Source organism: Pseudoxanthomonas sp., from assembly GCF_051953815.1.
Taxonomy (GTDB): domain Bacteria; phylum Pseudomonadota; class Gammaproteobacteria; order Xanthomonadales; family Xanthomonadaceae; genus Pseudoxanthomonas_A.
Window position 1 is genome coordinate 37918 of the sequence record NZ_JBQCIJ010000004.1, and the last position, 15375, is coordinate 53292.

Annotated in this window: 14 protein-coding genes; 5 read left to right on the forward strand and 9 right to left on the reverse strand. The window is 68.8% G+C overall.

What is annotated here, in order from left to right; all coding sequences use genetic code 11:
- Window positions 1-46: 46 nt before the first annotated feature.
- From pyk to gap, 6 genes are all read right to left on the reverse strand, one after another.
- The gene (gene pyk, locus ACTHN1_RS01360; protein ID WP_440469179.1) at window positions 47-1513 is read right to left on the reverse strand and encodes a pyruvate kinase; all 1467 of its coding nucleotides are present in this window, start codon (window positions 1511-1513) and stop codon (window positions 47-49) included.
- Between the two features lie 252 nt (window positions 1514-1765).
- A complete protein-coding gene (locus ACTHN1_RS01365; RefSeq protein ID WP_440469180.1) occupies window positions 1766-2407 on the reverse strand; it encodes an HAD hydrolase-like protein in 642 nt (213 codons plus the stop codon).
- The gene (locus ACTHN1_RS01370; protein ID WP_440469181.1) at window positions 2404-3579 is read right to left on the reverse strand and encodes a phosphoglycerate kinase; all 1176 of its coding nucleotides are present in this window, start codon (window positions 3577-3579) and stop codon (window positions 2404-2406) included. Before ACTHN1_RS01370 ends, ACTHN1_RS01365 begins: the two co-directional genes overlap by 4 nt.
- Window positions 3580-3649: 70 nt before the next feature.
- Window positions 3650-5017, reverse strand: coding sequence for a DUF3999 domain-containing protein (locus ACTHN1_RS01375; RefSeq protein ID WP_440469182.1), 1368 nt, complete (start codon window positions 5015-5017; stop codon window positions 3650-3652).
- A complete protein-coding gene (locus ACTHN1_RS01380; protein ID WP_440469219.1) occupies window positions 5014-7737 on the reverse strand; it encodes a DUF2339 domain-containing protein in 2724 nt (907 codons plus the stop codon). Before ACTHN1_RS01380 ends, ACTHN1_RS01375 begins: the two co-directional genes overlap by 4 nt.
- A 225-nt stretch (window positions 7738-7962) precedes the next feature.
- A complete protein-coding gene (gene gap / locus ACTHN1_RS01385; protein ID WP_440469183.1) occupies window positions 7963-8967 on the reverse strand; it encodes a type I glyceraldehyde-3-phosphate dehydrogenase in 1005 nt (334 codons plus the stop codon).
- Between the two features lie 249 nt (window positions 8968-9216).
- On the opposite strand from gap, the gene ACTHN1_RS01390 reads away from it, so the two are divergent.
- The 5 genes from ACTHN1_RS01390 to modC all read left to right on the forward strand — a co-directional run bounded on the left by ACTHN1_RS01390 (window position 9217) and on the right by modC (window position 13000).
- Window positions 9217-9837 carry an OmpW/AlkL family protein gene (locus tag ACTHN1_RS01390; protein WP_440469184.1) on the forward strand — a complete coding sequence of 207 codons (621 nt, stop codon included), beginning with the start codon at window positions 9217-9219 and terminating at the stop codon, window positions 9835-9837.
- A gap of 43 nt (window positions 9838-9880) precedes the next feature.
- On the forward strand, window positions 9881-10693 hold the full coding sequence (locus tag ACTHN1_RS01395) for a S1/P1 nuclease (protein ID WP_440469185.1): 813 nt from the start codon (window positions 9881-9883) through the stop codon (window positions 10691-10693).
- 187 nt (window positions 10694-10880) lie between these two features.
- Window positions 10881-11672 carry a molybdate ABC transporter substrate-binding protein gene (modA, locus tag ACTHN1_RS01400; RefSeq protein ID WP_440469186.1) on the forward strand — a complete coding sequence of 264 codons (792 nt, stop codon included), beginning with the start codon at window positions 10881-10883 and terminating at the stop codon, window positions 11670-11672.
- Between the two features lie 9 nt (window positions 11673-11681).
- Window positions 11682-12374 (forward strand): molybdate ABC transporter permease subunit, encoded by a 693-nt coding sequence (gene modB / locus ACTHN1_RS01405; RefSeq protein ID WP_440469187.1) that lies wholly within the window; start codon window positions 11682-11684, stop codon window positions 12372-12374.
- Window positions 12374-13000, forward strand: coding sequence for a molybdenum ABC transporter ATP-binding protein (modC, locus tag ACTHN1_RS01410; RefSeq protein ID WP_440469188.1), 627 nt, complete (start codon window positions 12374-12376; stop codon window positions 12998-13000). Before modB ends, modC begins: the two co-directional genes overlap by 1 nt.
- Here the strand turns inward: modC and ACTHN1_RS01415 are convergent.
- From ACTHN1_RS01415 to ACTHN1_RS01425, 3 genes are read right to left on the reverse strand one after another with little or no spacing between them, the layout of a single operon-like run.
- Window positions 12997-13557 carry an energy transducer TonB gene (locus tag ACTHN1_RS01415; protein WP_440469189.1) on the reverse strand — a complete coding sequence of 187 codons (561 nt, stop codon included), beginning with the start codon at window positions 13555-13557 and terminating at the stop codon, window positions 12997-12999. The two genes, modC and ACTHN1_RS01415, sit on opposite strands and share 4 nt — an antisense overlap.
- Window positions 13554-14948, reverse strand: a complete 1395-nt coding sequence (locus tag ACTHN1_RS01420; protein WP_440469190.1) for a TonB family protein — start codon at window positions 14946-14948, stop codon at window positions 13554-13556. The genes ACTHN1_RS01415 and ACTHN1_RS01420 overlap by 4 nt, the downstream gene beginning before the upstream one ends.
- The gene (locus tag ACTHN1_RS01425; RefSeq protein WP_440469191.1) at window positions 14938-15306 is read right to left on the reverse strand and encodes a BlaI/MecI/CopY family transcriptional regulator; all 369 of its coding nucleotides are present in this window, start codon (window positions 15304-15306) and stop codon (window positions 14938-14940) included. Before ACTHN1_RS01425 ends, ACTHN1_RS01420 begins: the two co-directional genes overlap by 11 nt.
- Window positions 15307-15375: the final 69 nt, after the last annotated feature.

Sequence of the window (15375 nt, forward strand, 5' to 3'; positions counted from 1 at the left end):
TCCTTTTTCCGGCAACCGGCCGCAGCCTCGCCCGAAAAGTCGGGAATTACAACTCGCCCAGCCCCTCGGCCTGTCCCTGCATGCCGATCTGCAGCAGGCGCAGGGTGTTGGTGGCGCCGTGCTTTTCCATGTGATCGCCGCTGGTGAAGATGATGCGGTCACCCTCGGACAACAGCTTGCGGTCGTACAGGCAGCGCATTGCCTCGCGCGCGGCCTCGCGCGGCGCAAGGCCGCGGCTGTCGAACGCGATCGGGAACACATCGCGCATCATCGCCATCCGCCGGCGCGCGCCATCGTGGCGCGAGAACGCGTAGACCGGCGCCCGCGCGCGGAAGCGCGACAGGTAGCGGGCGGTGCCGCCGGACTCGGTCATCGCGACGATCGCGCGCACGCCGATGTGCTCGGTCAGGAACATCGCGGCCATCGCGATGGCCTGGTCGGCGCGCGCCAGATCGCGCGGCGCCTTCTCGAAATCGGTGTCGGTCTCGAACTGCTTTTCCGCGCCCAGGCAGATGCGCGCCATCGCCTCCACCGCCTTGACCGGATAGCTGCCGGCCGCGGTTTCCGCGGACAGCATCACCGCGTCGGTGCCGTCGATGACCGCGTTGGCCACGTCCAGCACCTCGGCGCGGGTCGGGATCGGATTGTCGACCATCGACTGCAGCATCTGGGTCGCGGTGATCACGACGCGGTTGCGCGCCAGCGACTCACGGATGATCTTCTTCTGCAGGCCCGGCAGTTCGGCGTCGCCGATTTCCACGCCCAGATCGCCGCGCGCCACCATCACCACATCGCTGGCCTCGACGATCTCGGCCAGGTTCTCGATCGCCTCGGTGCGCTCGATCTTCGACACCAGCGCGGCATCGCTGCCGTGTTCGCGGGCAATGCGCCGCGCCTCGTTCATGTCCTCGGCATTGCGGCAGAACGAGACCGCGATGAAGTCGACGCCGATCTCGGCGACAATGGCGATGAGTTCCTTGTCGCGCTCGGTCAGCGCGCCCAGCGACAGGCCACCGCCCAGCTTGTTGAGTCCTTTGCGATCGGACAGCACGCCATCGTTGAGCACGGTGGTGATGATGCGTTCGCCTTCCACCTGCTCGACCCGCAGCTGCATCAGGCCGTCATCGAGCAGCAGGGTGTCGCCGTGGGTGACGTCGCCGGGCAATCCGAGGTAGCTCACGCCGACCTGCGAGACATCGCCCGCCGGAGCGTTGGCATTGGCGACGAGATCGAAGCGCGCGCCGGCCTTGAGCACAACCTTGCCTTCGGCGAAGCGCTCGATGCGGATCTTCGGTCCCGGCAGATCGGCCAGGATGCCGACTTCGGCGCCGGCGCGCTGCGCGGCCGCGCGGACCGCCGCGGCGCGCCTAGCCTGGCCGGAAGGATCGCCGTGGGAAAAGTTCAGGCGGACCACGTTGACGCCGGCACGGAACAGCTCGTCAAGCACGCCCGGCGGGTCGGTGGCCGGTCCGAGGGTGGCGAGGATCTTGGTGCGGCGCTGGCGTTCGATCATTGGTACGGTTCCCTGAGTTGGCGCAAACGCTACCACACCGCGCGCATGCTGCAACGCTGATGACGGCGACCGCACGCGCCGTACGTCGGCGCGTGCGCGTCCATCCGGGAGGGAATCCATCGAAACCGCTGTTTTCAGGCGATTTCATGCGCGTCATCGACACGCCGATACTGGTATTTTTTTGGTCTCGTGAGTGCGCCGCCATGTTGCGGACGCACCCGGTTTGCGCGCCACCACCGGCGGGCGCGACGGTCAGGCCAGCAACGCGCGCAGTTCGACGGGTGCCGCCGCCAGTCGCTCCGCGCCGGCCTGGCGCAGTTCCGCTTCGCCGCCGAATCCCCACAACACGCCGATGTTGCGCATGCCGTGGTGGCGCGCGCCGTCGATGTCCATGTGGCGGTCACCGATCATCCAGCACTGCGCTGGCGAAAGCGACAGCCGGCGCATGGCCTCGGCGATCAGCTCCGGCTTGTGGCTGAGACTGCCATCGATGGTGGAACCGATCACATCCTCGAAGCGATGCCCGAACGGCAGGTGCTCGATGATCTTGCGCGCATGCGGTTCGTTCTTCGCGGTGACGATCGCCAACCGATGTCCTTGCGCATGCAGCGCCTCCACCGTTTCGCCGATGCCCTCGTAGACATCGTGTTCGGCCCAGCCATGCGATTCGAAGCGCGTACGGTAATGAGCGACGGCCTGCTCGACCTGCTGCGGGTCCTTCAGCAGCGGACCGAAGCTGGTCCGCAACGGCGGGCCGATCCAGCGCCGCAGCTCGGCTTCCGGCGGAATCGGATGCCGCATCTGCTCCAGCGCGTAGGCCACGCAACGGGTGATCCCGACGGCGGAATCGATCAGGGTGCCGTCGAGATCGAAGAACAGGGCGTCCCGTGTCACCGCCCGCGGGCCTCCAGCGCGGCCACCGCCGGCAGGGTCTTGCCTTCCAGGAATTCCAGGAATGCGCCGCCACCGGTGGAGATGTAGCTGACCTCGCCGGCGATGCCGTACTTGTCGACCGCGGCCAGGGTGTCGCCACCGCCCGCGATCGAGAACGCCGACGACGACGCGATCGCGCGGGCCAGCGCTTCGGTGCCCTTGCCGAAGGCGTCGAACTCGAACACGCCGACCGGACCATTCCACACCACCGTGCCCGCCGAACGGATCATCTCGGCATAGCGCGCCGCGGTCTGCGGGCCGATGTCGAGAATCAGGTCATCGGCGGCCACCGCGCCGACCGCCTTCACCTCGGCCGGCGAATCGGCCTTGAACTCCTTCGCCACCACCACATCGGACGGCAGCGGGATGTCGGCGCCTCGCGCCTTGGCGTCCGCATCGATCCTGCGCGCGGTTTCAATCAGGTCCGGCTCGTACAACGACTTGCCGACCGCGTGCCCTGCGGCGGCGATGAAGGTGTTGGCGATGCCGCCGCCGACGATCAGCTGGTCCACCTTGCCGACCAGGTTGGACAGCAGCTCCAGCTTGGTCGACACCTTGCTGCCGGCCACGATCGCCAGCAGCGGGCGCGCCGGCTTGTCCAGCGCCTTGGCCAGCGCGTCCAGTTCGGCCATCAGCAGCGGACCGCCGGCGGCGACCTTGGCGAAACGGATGACGCCGTGGGTCGAGGCCTGTGCACGGTGCGCGGTGCCGAACGCATCCATCACGAACACGTCGCACAGCGCGGCGTATTTCTTCGACAGGGCCTCGTCGTCCTTGCCCTCGCCGGGGTTCATGCGGCAGTTCTCCAGCAGCACGAGCTGGCCGGGCTTCACCTCCACGCCGTCGACCCAGTCGCGCACCAGCGGCACGTCCACGCCCAGCAGTTCGGCCAGACGGGCCGCCACCGGCGCGAGCGAGTCGGCCTCGCTCCACACGCCCTCCTTCGGACGCCCCAGGTGCGAAGTAACCATCACCGCCGCGCCCTGCCCCAGCGCGTGCTTCAGCGTCGGCAGCGACGCGGTGATGCGCTGTTCGGAGGTGATCCGGCCCTCCTCGATCGGCACGTTGAGATCCTGGCGGATCAGCACGCGCTTGCCGGCGAGATCGAGGTCGGTCATGCGGACGATGGACATGGGCATTCCTTCGAAACGGGGAAAGATGCCTATTGTCCCGGCTGCGCGCGGGCGCCGCAAACCGCGGGAATCAGCCCGGCGGCGGCTTGCGCAGCAGGCTGAAGGCGAATCCCGCCACCAGCAGGGCGCCAGCGACCAGCAGCCCCCACAGCAGCCAGGCCTTCCAGTCGCGCTGCGGCGGAGCCGGCGCCAGCGCGGCTTCGCCAGCCAGGGTCCTGTCCGGCCCCAGCGTCGCCAGCGCCGGTTGCCAGGCGGGGCCGCGCTGCTGGCGCAGCGCCGCCACCAGTTCCACCAGCGGCGCGTCGTCCCGCCGGGTGCGCGCGCTCCCGGCCGCGAGTGCGAACGGCGCCTCGCCCTGGGCGACGAACACCAGCGTCTCGGGACGGTAGCCCAGACGCAGCCGCGGCAGATCCGTCGTCGCGCCGCGCGTGGCGGTCAGGCGCCAATGACGATCCCGGCGCATGCCATCCAGCGCCTGCGGCGGCGAGGCATCGGTGCGGCCTCCGGACTGCAGCCGGTACGCCACCCAGGGAGATGCGGCCCGACGCCAAGGTGCGGCGGCGTCATCGCGGGATTCCAGTGTCCATGATCGGGTACTGTTGCCGGGCAACGACACATCGGCGCGTTCGATGGGAAAACGACCGGGCAAGGTGAACTCGTAATGCACGGTGCCAGCGGGATCCTCGCTGCGGGTGGCCGGCAGTTCCTGCCAGGCCCACGCCGGTTCGCCGCCCGCCTGCGCCAGCTCCGCTTCGATGCGCTCCACGCGCGGGGCCGTGCCCGCGGCCAGCGGCGCAAGCCGCAGGTAGCGCGCCTTCACCGGCGTCAGCTCGATGCGATCACGCAGGACCCGTTGCCCCTGATTTTCCAGTTCGACCAGGTGCGCCTCGTCCTGCACGGTCTGCCAGTCGCGGAGATTGTCCGATGCCAGCACGCGGTAGGCGCGATCGAGCGGCGCCTGCCCTGTCGTCCAGCGCACGCGCAGCGCGACCGGCGCCGTCGCCAGGCGGCTGGCGTCGATCAGGATGCCGCCATCCTGCGCATCCGTCGTGCGCAGTTCGACCCGACGCAGGCTGCCGTCGGTGGCGATCTCGCTGATCGCGGCGATGTCGCGCGACGCGGCGCCCGTCATCACCGGCAACGGGAACCACGGCACCGTTTCCAGTCGCGCCGGCGCGGACGCCGGCCGGACCGGATCGAACAGGGCGGACGGAACAGCCTGGCCACGCGCGTCGAACACCTCCAGATCCCGCAACTGCGGCGACTGCACCTGTCGGTAGATCGCCTCATCCAGCACCACCCGGTAAGCGCCCGCATCGGATTCCGATGTGGCCAGCGGCCATTCGCGCGCGTAGTCGTTGCGGGATCCGGCCAGGGCCAGCGCGGGCAGTAGCGACAGCAGCAGCCCCTTCGCGATGCGTGATGCCATCGGCTTCATGCGTGTTCTCCGTCGTTTTCGGCAAGCGCCGCGCGCGGCGGCGCAGGCGCCAGATAGCCGACGACCGTGCACAGCAGGCCATAGGCGATGAAGGAAGCGATGCCCAGCACGTCGCCCAGGTTGCCGCGATCCACCAGGATCAGCTTCACCAGCACGACCCCCATCAGCACCGCGCCGGCCAGCCACAGCCCGCGCTGGCCGCGCCGCGAGCCGGCGATCCAGCCCAGCACGCCCAGCACGCTCCACACGACGGTCAGACTGGTCTGGGCCAGGCCGGTCGAAATCAGGTTGCCGTTCCAGGCCACGCCACCCCAGTGATGCACCGCATGCAACACGATCGAGGTGATCAGCACGAAGCCGAGCAGCGCGAGCACCATCGGCCGCCAATGCCGCAGCGGTTCCGGCGCCTGCGGTGACCAGGCCCAGCGAGCAAGCAGGACGAAGGCCGCCAACTGGGCCAGTTCCAGCGGATTGAGCAGCGGCACCCACGGCAACGGCGCGGCGCCGCCGGCCAGCCACAACGACCACAGGCCGGCCACGCCCAGGACCGCGAACAGGACGGTCAGCAACGCGCCACGGTAACCATCGAAGCGTTCGCCCAGCGGCGCCGCCAGCCACGGCCAGCGGAACAACCCCAGTGCGGCGGCCGCAAGCCATGGCAGACCGATGCCCAGCGCGCGCCAGCCTTCGGCGAGCTCGAAATGCCCGCCCGTCCATTCCAGCAGCATCGACAGCACCGACGGCCACACCAGCAGCCACGCGAACTGCGCCCATCCGGCCAGCGGATGCTCGCTGGAGCGCAGGCACAACAGGCTGCGCACGCCAAGCGCCGCATAGACCAGCCACGCAAGCGCGCCGTGTCCGGCGAACGGCTGCCCGTGTGCCTGCGCCTGCAGCAGCGCCAGAGGCAGGGCCGCGACCAGCGCCAGCAATGTGGTCATCGCCAACGCGGTCGCGGGACGGCGGCGGTGGACCTCGGCGGCGATCCAGCCGGTGACGGCGACCAGCGCCAGCACCGCATCGGCGCGCGCGTCCCAGTCGATGAAGCGGCCAATCTCGTTGACCGTCGCGCCGAGCCACCACGCCAGGCCCCACAGGTAGAACACCAGCGCCGGCATCGGTTTCTCGTGCGCGCGCAGCACCCATGCACTCGCCAGTCCGGCAAGCGCGATCAGCAACGCTCCCATGAACGCCGGATTGGCGATCGCCGTGTCAGGCAGTATCCGGCTCAGGCCAACCAGGAACGCGAACGCGGCCAGCAGTTGCAGGCCGGTGCCGCTGATCAGCGGCAGTCGGCGCTGCTGCCGCAATCCCAGCCAGACCAGCGCCGCGCCTTCCAGCGCGAACACGCTGGCGGTGGCGTGCGCGGACAACGCGAGTGGCACCGCCAGCGTGGCGAAACCCACCGCGAGCACCGCGTAGGACGGCACCATCCGCTCAAAGCCGCCGCGCCGGCGCAACGCCGCCGCCAGCAGCGCGTACAGCGCCGCCAGTCCCAATGCGTTGAACGCCAGCGGCAACCGCGCGCCCTCCAGCAGGCCGGCCTGCAGCGAGAAAGCCACCAGCGGCGTGCCGAACACCAGGCAGCCTTCGACCAGGCCGCGCCGCCCTTCCGGCTGCCGGCGGGCGTACAACAGCGGGACAATCAGGTAAAACGCGAAGAACAGCAGCAGGAACGGTTCGGTGGTCGCGAACTTGGCGGGCTGGTAGTCGAACACGCCCCACGCCGTGCCGATGCCGAAGGTGAACACGAAACCCAGCAGGTTGAGGATGCGCCACGGCTTCCACCAGGCCACGCCCAGGATCGCCGCGTTGAGCACCGCGTAGTACGAGAACAGGGCGACATGGTTGCCGCTGCCGGTGGACAGCCAGATCGGCGCGAGGAAACCGGCGAGCAGGGCGAAGACCGCAAGCGCCTTCGCGTTCTGCAGTACGGCCAGCGCGCCCGCGCCGGCGATCAGGATGACGCTGAGGGCGAAGGCCGGTGTCGCCTCCAGCAACCCGTAGCGCTTGAACGCCGCGAACACCGTCAACAGCAGAATGCCGATCGCGCCGCCCTGCAACGACAGCGCGAAGCTGCGGTTGCTTTCGCGCTTGCGCCAGGCGAACACCAGCGCAGCCAGCGCGGCCGCCGCGATTCCGGCCAGCCGCAGTTCGAGCGGCAGGCTCAGCCAGCCCTGGTCACTGGCGTACTTCAGCAGGGCGGCGACGCCGGCGAACAGCACCAGCACGCCGATCTTCACCGGCACGTTGCCGACGGTGAACCAGCGTTTGACCGCGCGCAGGCCCAGGCTGATCACGTCGGGACGCGGCGGCTCGGCCGGTGCGGCCGGTGCGGCCGGCGCCCGCGGACGCGCCGCGGCCTGCGGCGCAGCGGCTGCGGACGCCGCGTCCACGGGCGGCAATGGCGGAGGCACCGGCGCGGCCGCGCGTGGCGGCGGCGTCGCGTCCCGCGTTGCCGCGGCGGCACGCATCTGTTCGGTGAGCGTGGGCGAAGTCGCGTCGCCGGTCGGCGGCTCCGGCCGCACGCGTTCGTGCGGGGGAACCTCTGCGCGGGCATCACCCGTCGCACCGGCCGTCGCGTGCTTCCGCAGGCCGTCCAGTTGCTGCTCCAGCGTCGTTACCCGCCGTTTCAGGCCGGCGATCGACACCAGCGCCAGAATCAGCAGCACCGGTACCGCCAGCACGACCAGCCCCATCAGGACCAGCAAGCCCGCCAAGTCATCCATTTCCTGTCCTCTCGAGTAGCCCGCGCGGGCTGAAGCCGCAGGGGCGCCCGCAGCGTCCGGCAAAGCGGGAGGTATTGCAAGAAGCTGGCCCCGGGTCGCCTCGTGCTTCCCGCCGGGTATAACGTGGCGCTACCCGGCGAACCGGGACGGAAATCGTCCCGCCCCAAACGCGGAAGGCGCCCGCGGGCGCCTTCCCGTACCGCCAGGGAAACCGGTTTACTTGCCCGCGACCACGCGGACCATTTCCAGGCACTTGTTGGAATAGCCCCACTCGTTGTCGTACCAGCTCACCAGCTTGACGAAGGTACCGTCCAGGGCGATGCCGGCATCGGCGTCGAAGATCGAGGTGCGGGTATCGCCGCGGAAATCGGTGGCGACCACCTTGTCCTCGGTATAGCCCAGGATGCCCTTCAGCGCGCCTTCGCTCTGCGACTTCATCTCCGCGCAGATCTCGGCATAGGTGGCCGGCTTTTCCAGTTCACAGGTCAGATCCACCACCGACACGTCGCTGGTCGGCACGCGGAAGCTCATGCCGGTCAGCTTCTTGTTGAGTTCCGGGATCACCACGCCGACCGCCTTGGCCGCGCCGGTGCTGGAGGGAATGATGTTTTCCAGGATGCCGCGGCCACCGCGCCAGTCCTTGTTGGACGGGCCATCGACGGTCTTCTGGGTGGCGGTGGCGGCATGCACGGTGGTCATCAGGCCACGCTTGATGCCCCACTTGTCGTGCAGCACTTTGGCCAGCGGCGCCAGGCAGTTGGTGGTGCACGAGGCGTTGGAGATGATCGCCTCGCCCTTGTAGGTCTTGTCGTTCACGCCGTAGACGAACATCGGCGTGTCGTCCTTCGACGGCGCCGACAGGATCACCTTCTTCGCGCCGGCATCCAGGTGCTTCTGCGCGGTGGTCTTGTCGAGGAACAGGCCGGTCGATTCGATCACGACCCCGGCGCCGATCTCGTCCCACTTCAGGTTGGCCGGATCGCGTTCCTGGGTCAGGCGGATCTTCCTGCCGTTGACGATCAGCGTATTGCCTTCGACCTTGACGTCGCCCTTGAAGCGGCCGTGCACGGAGTCGTACTGCAGCATGTAAGCCAGGTAGTCCGGTTCCAGCAGATCGTTGATGGCGACGATTTCGATGTCGTCGGCGAAGTTCTGCACGGCGGAACGCAACACGTTGCGACCGATACGGCCGAAGCCGTTGATACCAACCTTGATCGACATTGCTCGGGACTCCTGCGGCCGCGCCCGGCGCGGCGGGGTTGACGGGGACGCCTATTCTATCAGGGCTGGCGCAACTCACATTCCCTTTCCAGGCCAGGCATTTTCCCGGCCCGCACCGCCCATGCACACCGCCCCATACCCGGGCATGAACACCGGAATTCACATATTTCAGGACATTGATCCGGATCAAGGCAGGGATCCGGGATGGCGCGGACACTGGCATCCGTTCCTCACAACCGACAGAACAACATGAAAAAGCCCCTTTCCGCCTTCCTCGCCGTCGCCATCGCCGGCTGCGCGCTGCCCGCTTTCGCCCAGTCCAAGGGTGACTGGACGCTCGGCGTCGGCGTCCATCAGGTCAATCCGAAATCCGACAACGGCAAGCTCGCCAATGGCACGCTGGCGCTGGACATCGACAGCGACGTCAAGCCGACGGTGACCTTCGAGTACTTCCTGCGCGACAACCTGGGCCTGGAAGTGCTGGCCGCGCTGCCGTTCAAGCACGACATCGAGATCAAGGGTCTGGGCCGGGTCGGCAGCACCAAGCACCTGCCGCCGACCTTCACCCTGCAGTACCACTTCAACAACCAGGGCAAGGTGTCGCCGTTCCTGGGCGCCGGCGTCAACTACACCACCTTCTTCAGCGAAGACACCCGCGGCGCGCTGGCCGGCAGCAAGCTCAAGCTGAAGGATTCCTGGGGCCTGGCCGCGCACGCCGGCCTGGATTTCAAGGTCAGCGAACGCGGCGCGGTGCGCGTGGACGTGCGCTGGATCGACATCGACAGCGACGTGAAGGTCGACGGCGTGAAACTGGGCCAGGCGAAGATCGATCCGCTGGTCTACGGCGCGGCATATGTGCTGAAGTTCTAAGTCTGTAACCACCCGGGCGGGTCATGTCGGTTAAAGTGCCGGCATGACCCGTACCGCTTTCCACGCCCTCCTCGTTTTCATTCTGGCCCTGCCGCTGTCGCCCGCCGCGCATGCATGGGGACCGCTGGGACACCGCCTGGTCGCGCGCCTGGCCGACGCCGATCTGGATCCGCAAGCGCGCGCCGAAATCAATCGCCTGCTGCGCGACGAAGCCGAGCCCAGCCTCGCCGGCATCGCCAACTGGGCGGACAACCTGCGCGAGAACGATCCGGATCTGGGTCGGACATCGGCGCGGTGGCACTACGTCAACATCGGCGAGCACGATTGCAGCTATCAGCCCGCGCGCGACTGTCCCGACGGCAAGTGCGTGATCGAAGCCATCCGCGCGCAGAGCGCCATCCTCGCCGACCGACGCCGTCCGGACGCCGAGCGCCTGCAGGCGCTCAAGTTCGTCGTCCACCTGGTCGGCGACGCCCACCAGCCGCTGCATGCCGGCTATGCGCGCGACAAGGGCGGCAATGATTTCCAGACCAGTTACCAGGGCAAGGGCGGCAATCTGCACCGGGTCTGGGACAGCGGCCTGCTCAACAGCCGTGGACTCGACGAGGACGCCTACCTGCGCGTGCTGCGCGCCCTGCCCGCGCCCGCGCCGGACCGCGCCGACGTGCTGCCCCCCGCTTCGGCGGATTGGGCGAGGCAATCCTGCGCGATCGTGGTGGCGCCCGGTTTCTATCCCGCCCGCGCCACGCTGGAATCCGCCTATTACGAAGCGCAGCTTCCGATCGCCGAACGCCAATTGCGGCTGGGCGGCGCGCGATTGGCGGCCCTGTTGAACGCGACCCTCGCGGCGCGCTGAATTCCACCGTGTCAGGACGCATCCCGATGAATGCCCGTGTCTCGTTCCACGGATACCTGCTGACGTCCATCTGCCCGCGATGGCCCGCTGTGCCCGCTCGTTCCGGAACGCGCGCGCCCGGCGCGTGGCGTTCGCCGGTCCGGACATCCTGACCCGCCTGTCGTCCTGAATCCAAGAGGAGCACGCCATGAGCCTCTCCACCTTTCTTCGCCGGCGCCGTGTGCGCCTGGGCCTGCTGGCCCTGTTGCCATGGCTCGCCACGGTCGCCTGTGCCCAAGACAGGACGCCGCTGACCGTCTTCGCCGCGGCCAGCCTGAAGGAATCCATGGACGAAGCCGCCGCCGCCTACCAGCGGCGCACCGGCGTTCCGGTGCGTGTCTCCTACGCGGCCAGTTCCGCGCTGGCGCGTCAGATCGAACAGGGTGCGCCCGCCGACGTATTCTTCTCCGCCGATCTCGAGTGGATGGACTATCTGCAACAGCGTGGCAAGCTCGATCCGGCGCAACGACGCAACCTGCTCGGCAACCGGCTCGTGCTGGTGGCGCCGAAGGCGAGCGCGCTGAAGGTGGACCTGGGCGAGGCCGGTTCGCTCGCCACCGCGCTCGGCCAGGGCCGGTTGGCGCTGGGCCAGACCAGCAGCGTTCCCGCGGGCAAATACGCCCGCGCCTCGCTGGAGAAACTCGGTCACTGGACCAGTGTGCAGGCGAAGCTGGCGGAATCGGAAAGCGTGCGCGCCGCGTTGATGCTGGTGGCGCGTGGCGAGGCGCCGCTAGGCATCGTCTATCTCTCGGACGCGCGCGCCGAGCCGGCGGTGCGCGTGGTGGCCACGTTTCCCGATGACAGCCATCCGCCGATCGTCTACCCGGTCGCGGCGCTGCGCGGCGAACGCAATGCCCGGGCCGGCACGCTGGTGACCTGGCTGGCATCACCCGAGGCCGCGGCGATTTTCGAGCGGCGCGGTTTCGTCCTGCTGAAATAGGCCGCTCGGTTGGACTGGTTCACGCCCGAGGAAATCACCGCCATCCGCCTGAGCCTGAAGGTGGCGATCACGGCCGCCCTGGCCAGCCTGCCCTTCGGCGTGCTGGTCGGATGGCTGCTGGCGCGCCGGCGGTTCCCCGGCAAGGCATTGCTGGACGCGCTGGTGCATCTGCCGCTGGTGCTGCCGCCGGTGGTGATGGGCTACGCGCTGCTGATGACGCTGGGCACCCAGGGCGCGGTGGGCGGCTTCCTGGAGCGGCATTTCGGGATCGTGTTCGCGTTCCGCTGGACCGGCGCGGCGCTGGCCTGCGCGGTGATGGGATTCCCGTTGATGGTGCGCGCGATCCGCCTGTCGCTGGAGAACACCGACCGACGACTGGAACAGGCCGCGGCCACCCTCGGCGCGGGGCCCTGGCGGGTGTTTTTCACCGTCACCCTGCCGCTGGCCTGGCCCGGCCTGGTCGCCGGCACGGTGCTGGCTTTCGCCAAGGCCCTGGGCGAATTCGGCGCCACCATCACCTTCGTTTCCAACATTCCGGGCGAGACCCAGACCCTGTCGTCCGCCATCTACGGGCTGATGCAGGTTCCCGGCGGCGAAGCCGGCATCTGGCGGCTGGCGATGGTGGCGATCGCCATCTCGCTGGTCGCGCTGCTGCTCTCCGAATGGCTGACGCGCCGCCATCGCGGTCGGGAGGAGGCGTGATGCTGCGACTGGATGCCGAACTCAGGCGCGGTGCGTTCCATCGTCGCGTGCGCATCCATTCGGATGCGCGGGTACTGGCGCTGACCGGTCCTTCCGGCATCGGCAAGACCACCGTGCTCAACGCCATCGCCGGGCTGGTCGCGCCCGTGGCCGGCCATATCGAAGTGGATGGCCGGGTGCTGTTCGACAGCACGGACCGGATCGACGTGCCCACCCATCGCCGCCGCATTGGCTATGTATTCCAGGACGCCCGGCTGTTTCCGCACCTGGATGTGCGCGGCAACCTGCGCTATGGGCGGCATGGGCGGGATACCCCGGTGCGCTTCGGCTTCGACACGGTGGTCGATCTGCTGGGCATCGGGCCGTTGCTGGGCCGGCGCACGCGCAATCTTTCCGGCGGCGAGGCGCAGCGGGTGGCGATCGGCCGCGCCCTGCTCTCGCAACCGGCGATCCTGCTGTTCGACGAGCCGCTGTCGGCGCTGGACCAGGCACGCCGCGAGGAACTGATTCCCTATCTGCAGCGGGTACGCGACGAAATCCGCCTGCCGATCATCTACGTCAGCCATCACGCCGAGGAAGTACGACGCCTGGCCGACGCCGTGCACGCGATGGAGACAGGCGGCTAGCGTTTCGCCGCCGCCACCTCGCCCTTGCCGTTGCGCAGGCTGAAGGTGAAGGCATAGGCCAGCGATACCGGCACCACCCGCGCTTCGACCGTCTCACCCGCGCAGCCCTGGCCGTTCCAGTCGCGATCCCGGGTGGCCGCGTCCGGATAGTCGCAGAACATCGCCGGTTCGAAGCGCCAGCCGTTGACCGCGGCCAGCATCGCATCGCGCAACAACGCGAACTGTTCCGCCGGCGCGCAGCCTTCCTGCGTCAAGGGGTTTACCTGGGTCGGTTCACCGCGCTCGTCCACCACGAAGGATACGCACAGCGTTGTCGGCGCGAGTTCCCGCGCCGGATAGTCGGCGGGGAATACCGGTGAGGCGTTGTCCCTTGGTGCCGGATAGGCGAATGCCTGATGCGCCGCCATTTCGTAGCGGGCGCCGCCCTCCGGCATGATCAGCCGACGCTCGACGCTGTCGATGCGGGTTTCCTTCGGAGCACCCGCGCATGCCGCGAGGCCTGCGATTGCCAGTGCCAGCAGCGCGCCTGACGAACCCGTGTACCGGATGCGCTTCATCGCCGTTCCATCCGTGCTTCGTTCCGCATGTTTCCCTCCGATGCGCGCGCGTCCCGCCGCGCGATGGCTTGCGGCTCGTCCAGGGAGAATTCCACCGGGACCCGGACCGTGGACGCCACCGCCCGTCCTCCCTCGATGGCGGGTTCGATGTACCAGCGCCGCGCGGCGGTCATCGCGGCCTGGTCCAGATCCTCGAAGCCGGAGCTGCGATCCAGGCCGACCCGCGTCACCCGTCCATCACGCCCGACATCCAGCCGCATCACCACTTTGCCTTCGTGCCTGCTGGCGGGATAACGAGGCGGGGCCAGCTTCGAACGGTCGATGCGGCGATCCGGTTCATCCGCTGGCTCAGCATCACGCGCGAACGCCGATGCCGCCTCCGGTTCGCGGGCGGCCGTAAGTTCGATCGCCAGCGGCGGCGTCCCGTTCCGGCCCTCGACGCGGATTCCCGGTGGCTTGTCGCGGTCGATGACGGATTCAGGCATTGAAGCCGCCCGCGGCTGCGCGGGTTGCGCGGCCCACGCGCCATAACCGGCTGCGACGGTCATCAGGGTGATCACGAACGACGCCAGCGCGCGGCGCCGGGCCGAAGGCAGCTTCTTCCCGAGCAGGGCGATTCGTTCCCTGAGCGGGTGCGGCGCGGGCCAGTGGCAAGCCAGGGGCATCGGCAGGTCCTCCAGCTGCGCCTTCAACATCGCCTCGCCATAGGCGCGGCGCGCACCGGGATGACGCCAGATGACGTCCGCGTCGCAGGCCAGTTCCTGATCGACACGGAAGCGGCGCGCGGCCAGGTGAATCACGGGATTGAACCAGTAGACGCAGCGCAACGCGGACACCACCGCGTTGGCCACCAGGTCGCCACGACTGACGTGGAGCCGCTCGTGGCAGGCAATCAGGCGCCGCTCGCGGGTGTCATAGCGCGAGTCGAAATCGTTGGGCACCACGATCCGGGTACGGAACAGGCCCACCGCCGCGGGCAGGTCCCGCGAGGTCTCCGATGTCCACAGTCCGTCTCCGCGTCGGCGCAATTCGCCCAGCCCACGCACGAAACGGTGCTGCCGCCTCCACAACCCGATCGCCATCGCCCCCATGCCGCCCAGCCACACGGCGAGCAGCAACATCTCCCACATCGGCGCCTGCATCGACGACACGGCGGCGGTCGCGGCGCGCACCGGTTGCAGCACCACGCCGATCGCCCCCCATTCCACCGGCGCTTCGCGCGCGGGCAGCAGCACCGCGATGACGGCGGCCGGCACGGCAGCCCAGGCGGCATACGCGGCGCCGGCGCCCAGCCAGCGCCGGAGCGGCGCCCGCAGCAGGTGCAACAGCAGGACGACGACGGAGGCGGCCAGGGTCGTCCCGAGCAGCAGCCGCAGGATGTCATTGCTCATCGTCGAGCTCCGCGATCAGTTTCTTCAGCTCGGCGATGTCGCGCCGCGACAACCGGCCACGCTCGCTGAAATGCGCCACCAGCGGCGCCACCCGGCCGCCGAACAGGCGTTCCAGCAGACCGGCGCTCTGCTGCTGCACCCAATCCCCGCGGGCCAGCACCGGCGAATAGAGATAACGACGTCCTTCTTTCCGGGCCTGGATCGCGCCCTTGTTGAGCAGGCGATTGAGCAGGGTCTTCACGGTCGGCTCGGCCCAGCCGGTCCGGGTGGACACCATCGCCAGCACCTCGTCTGCGCCCTGCGGGTGCTTCTCCCACAGCGCCTCCATCACCACGGCTTCGGCTTCGCTGATCGACATTCCGTTTACACCTGTAATTTTTATCGATTACGCGCGTAATCGGATTGCCTGTCAAGTGCCTGGCCTCGC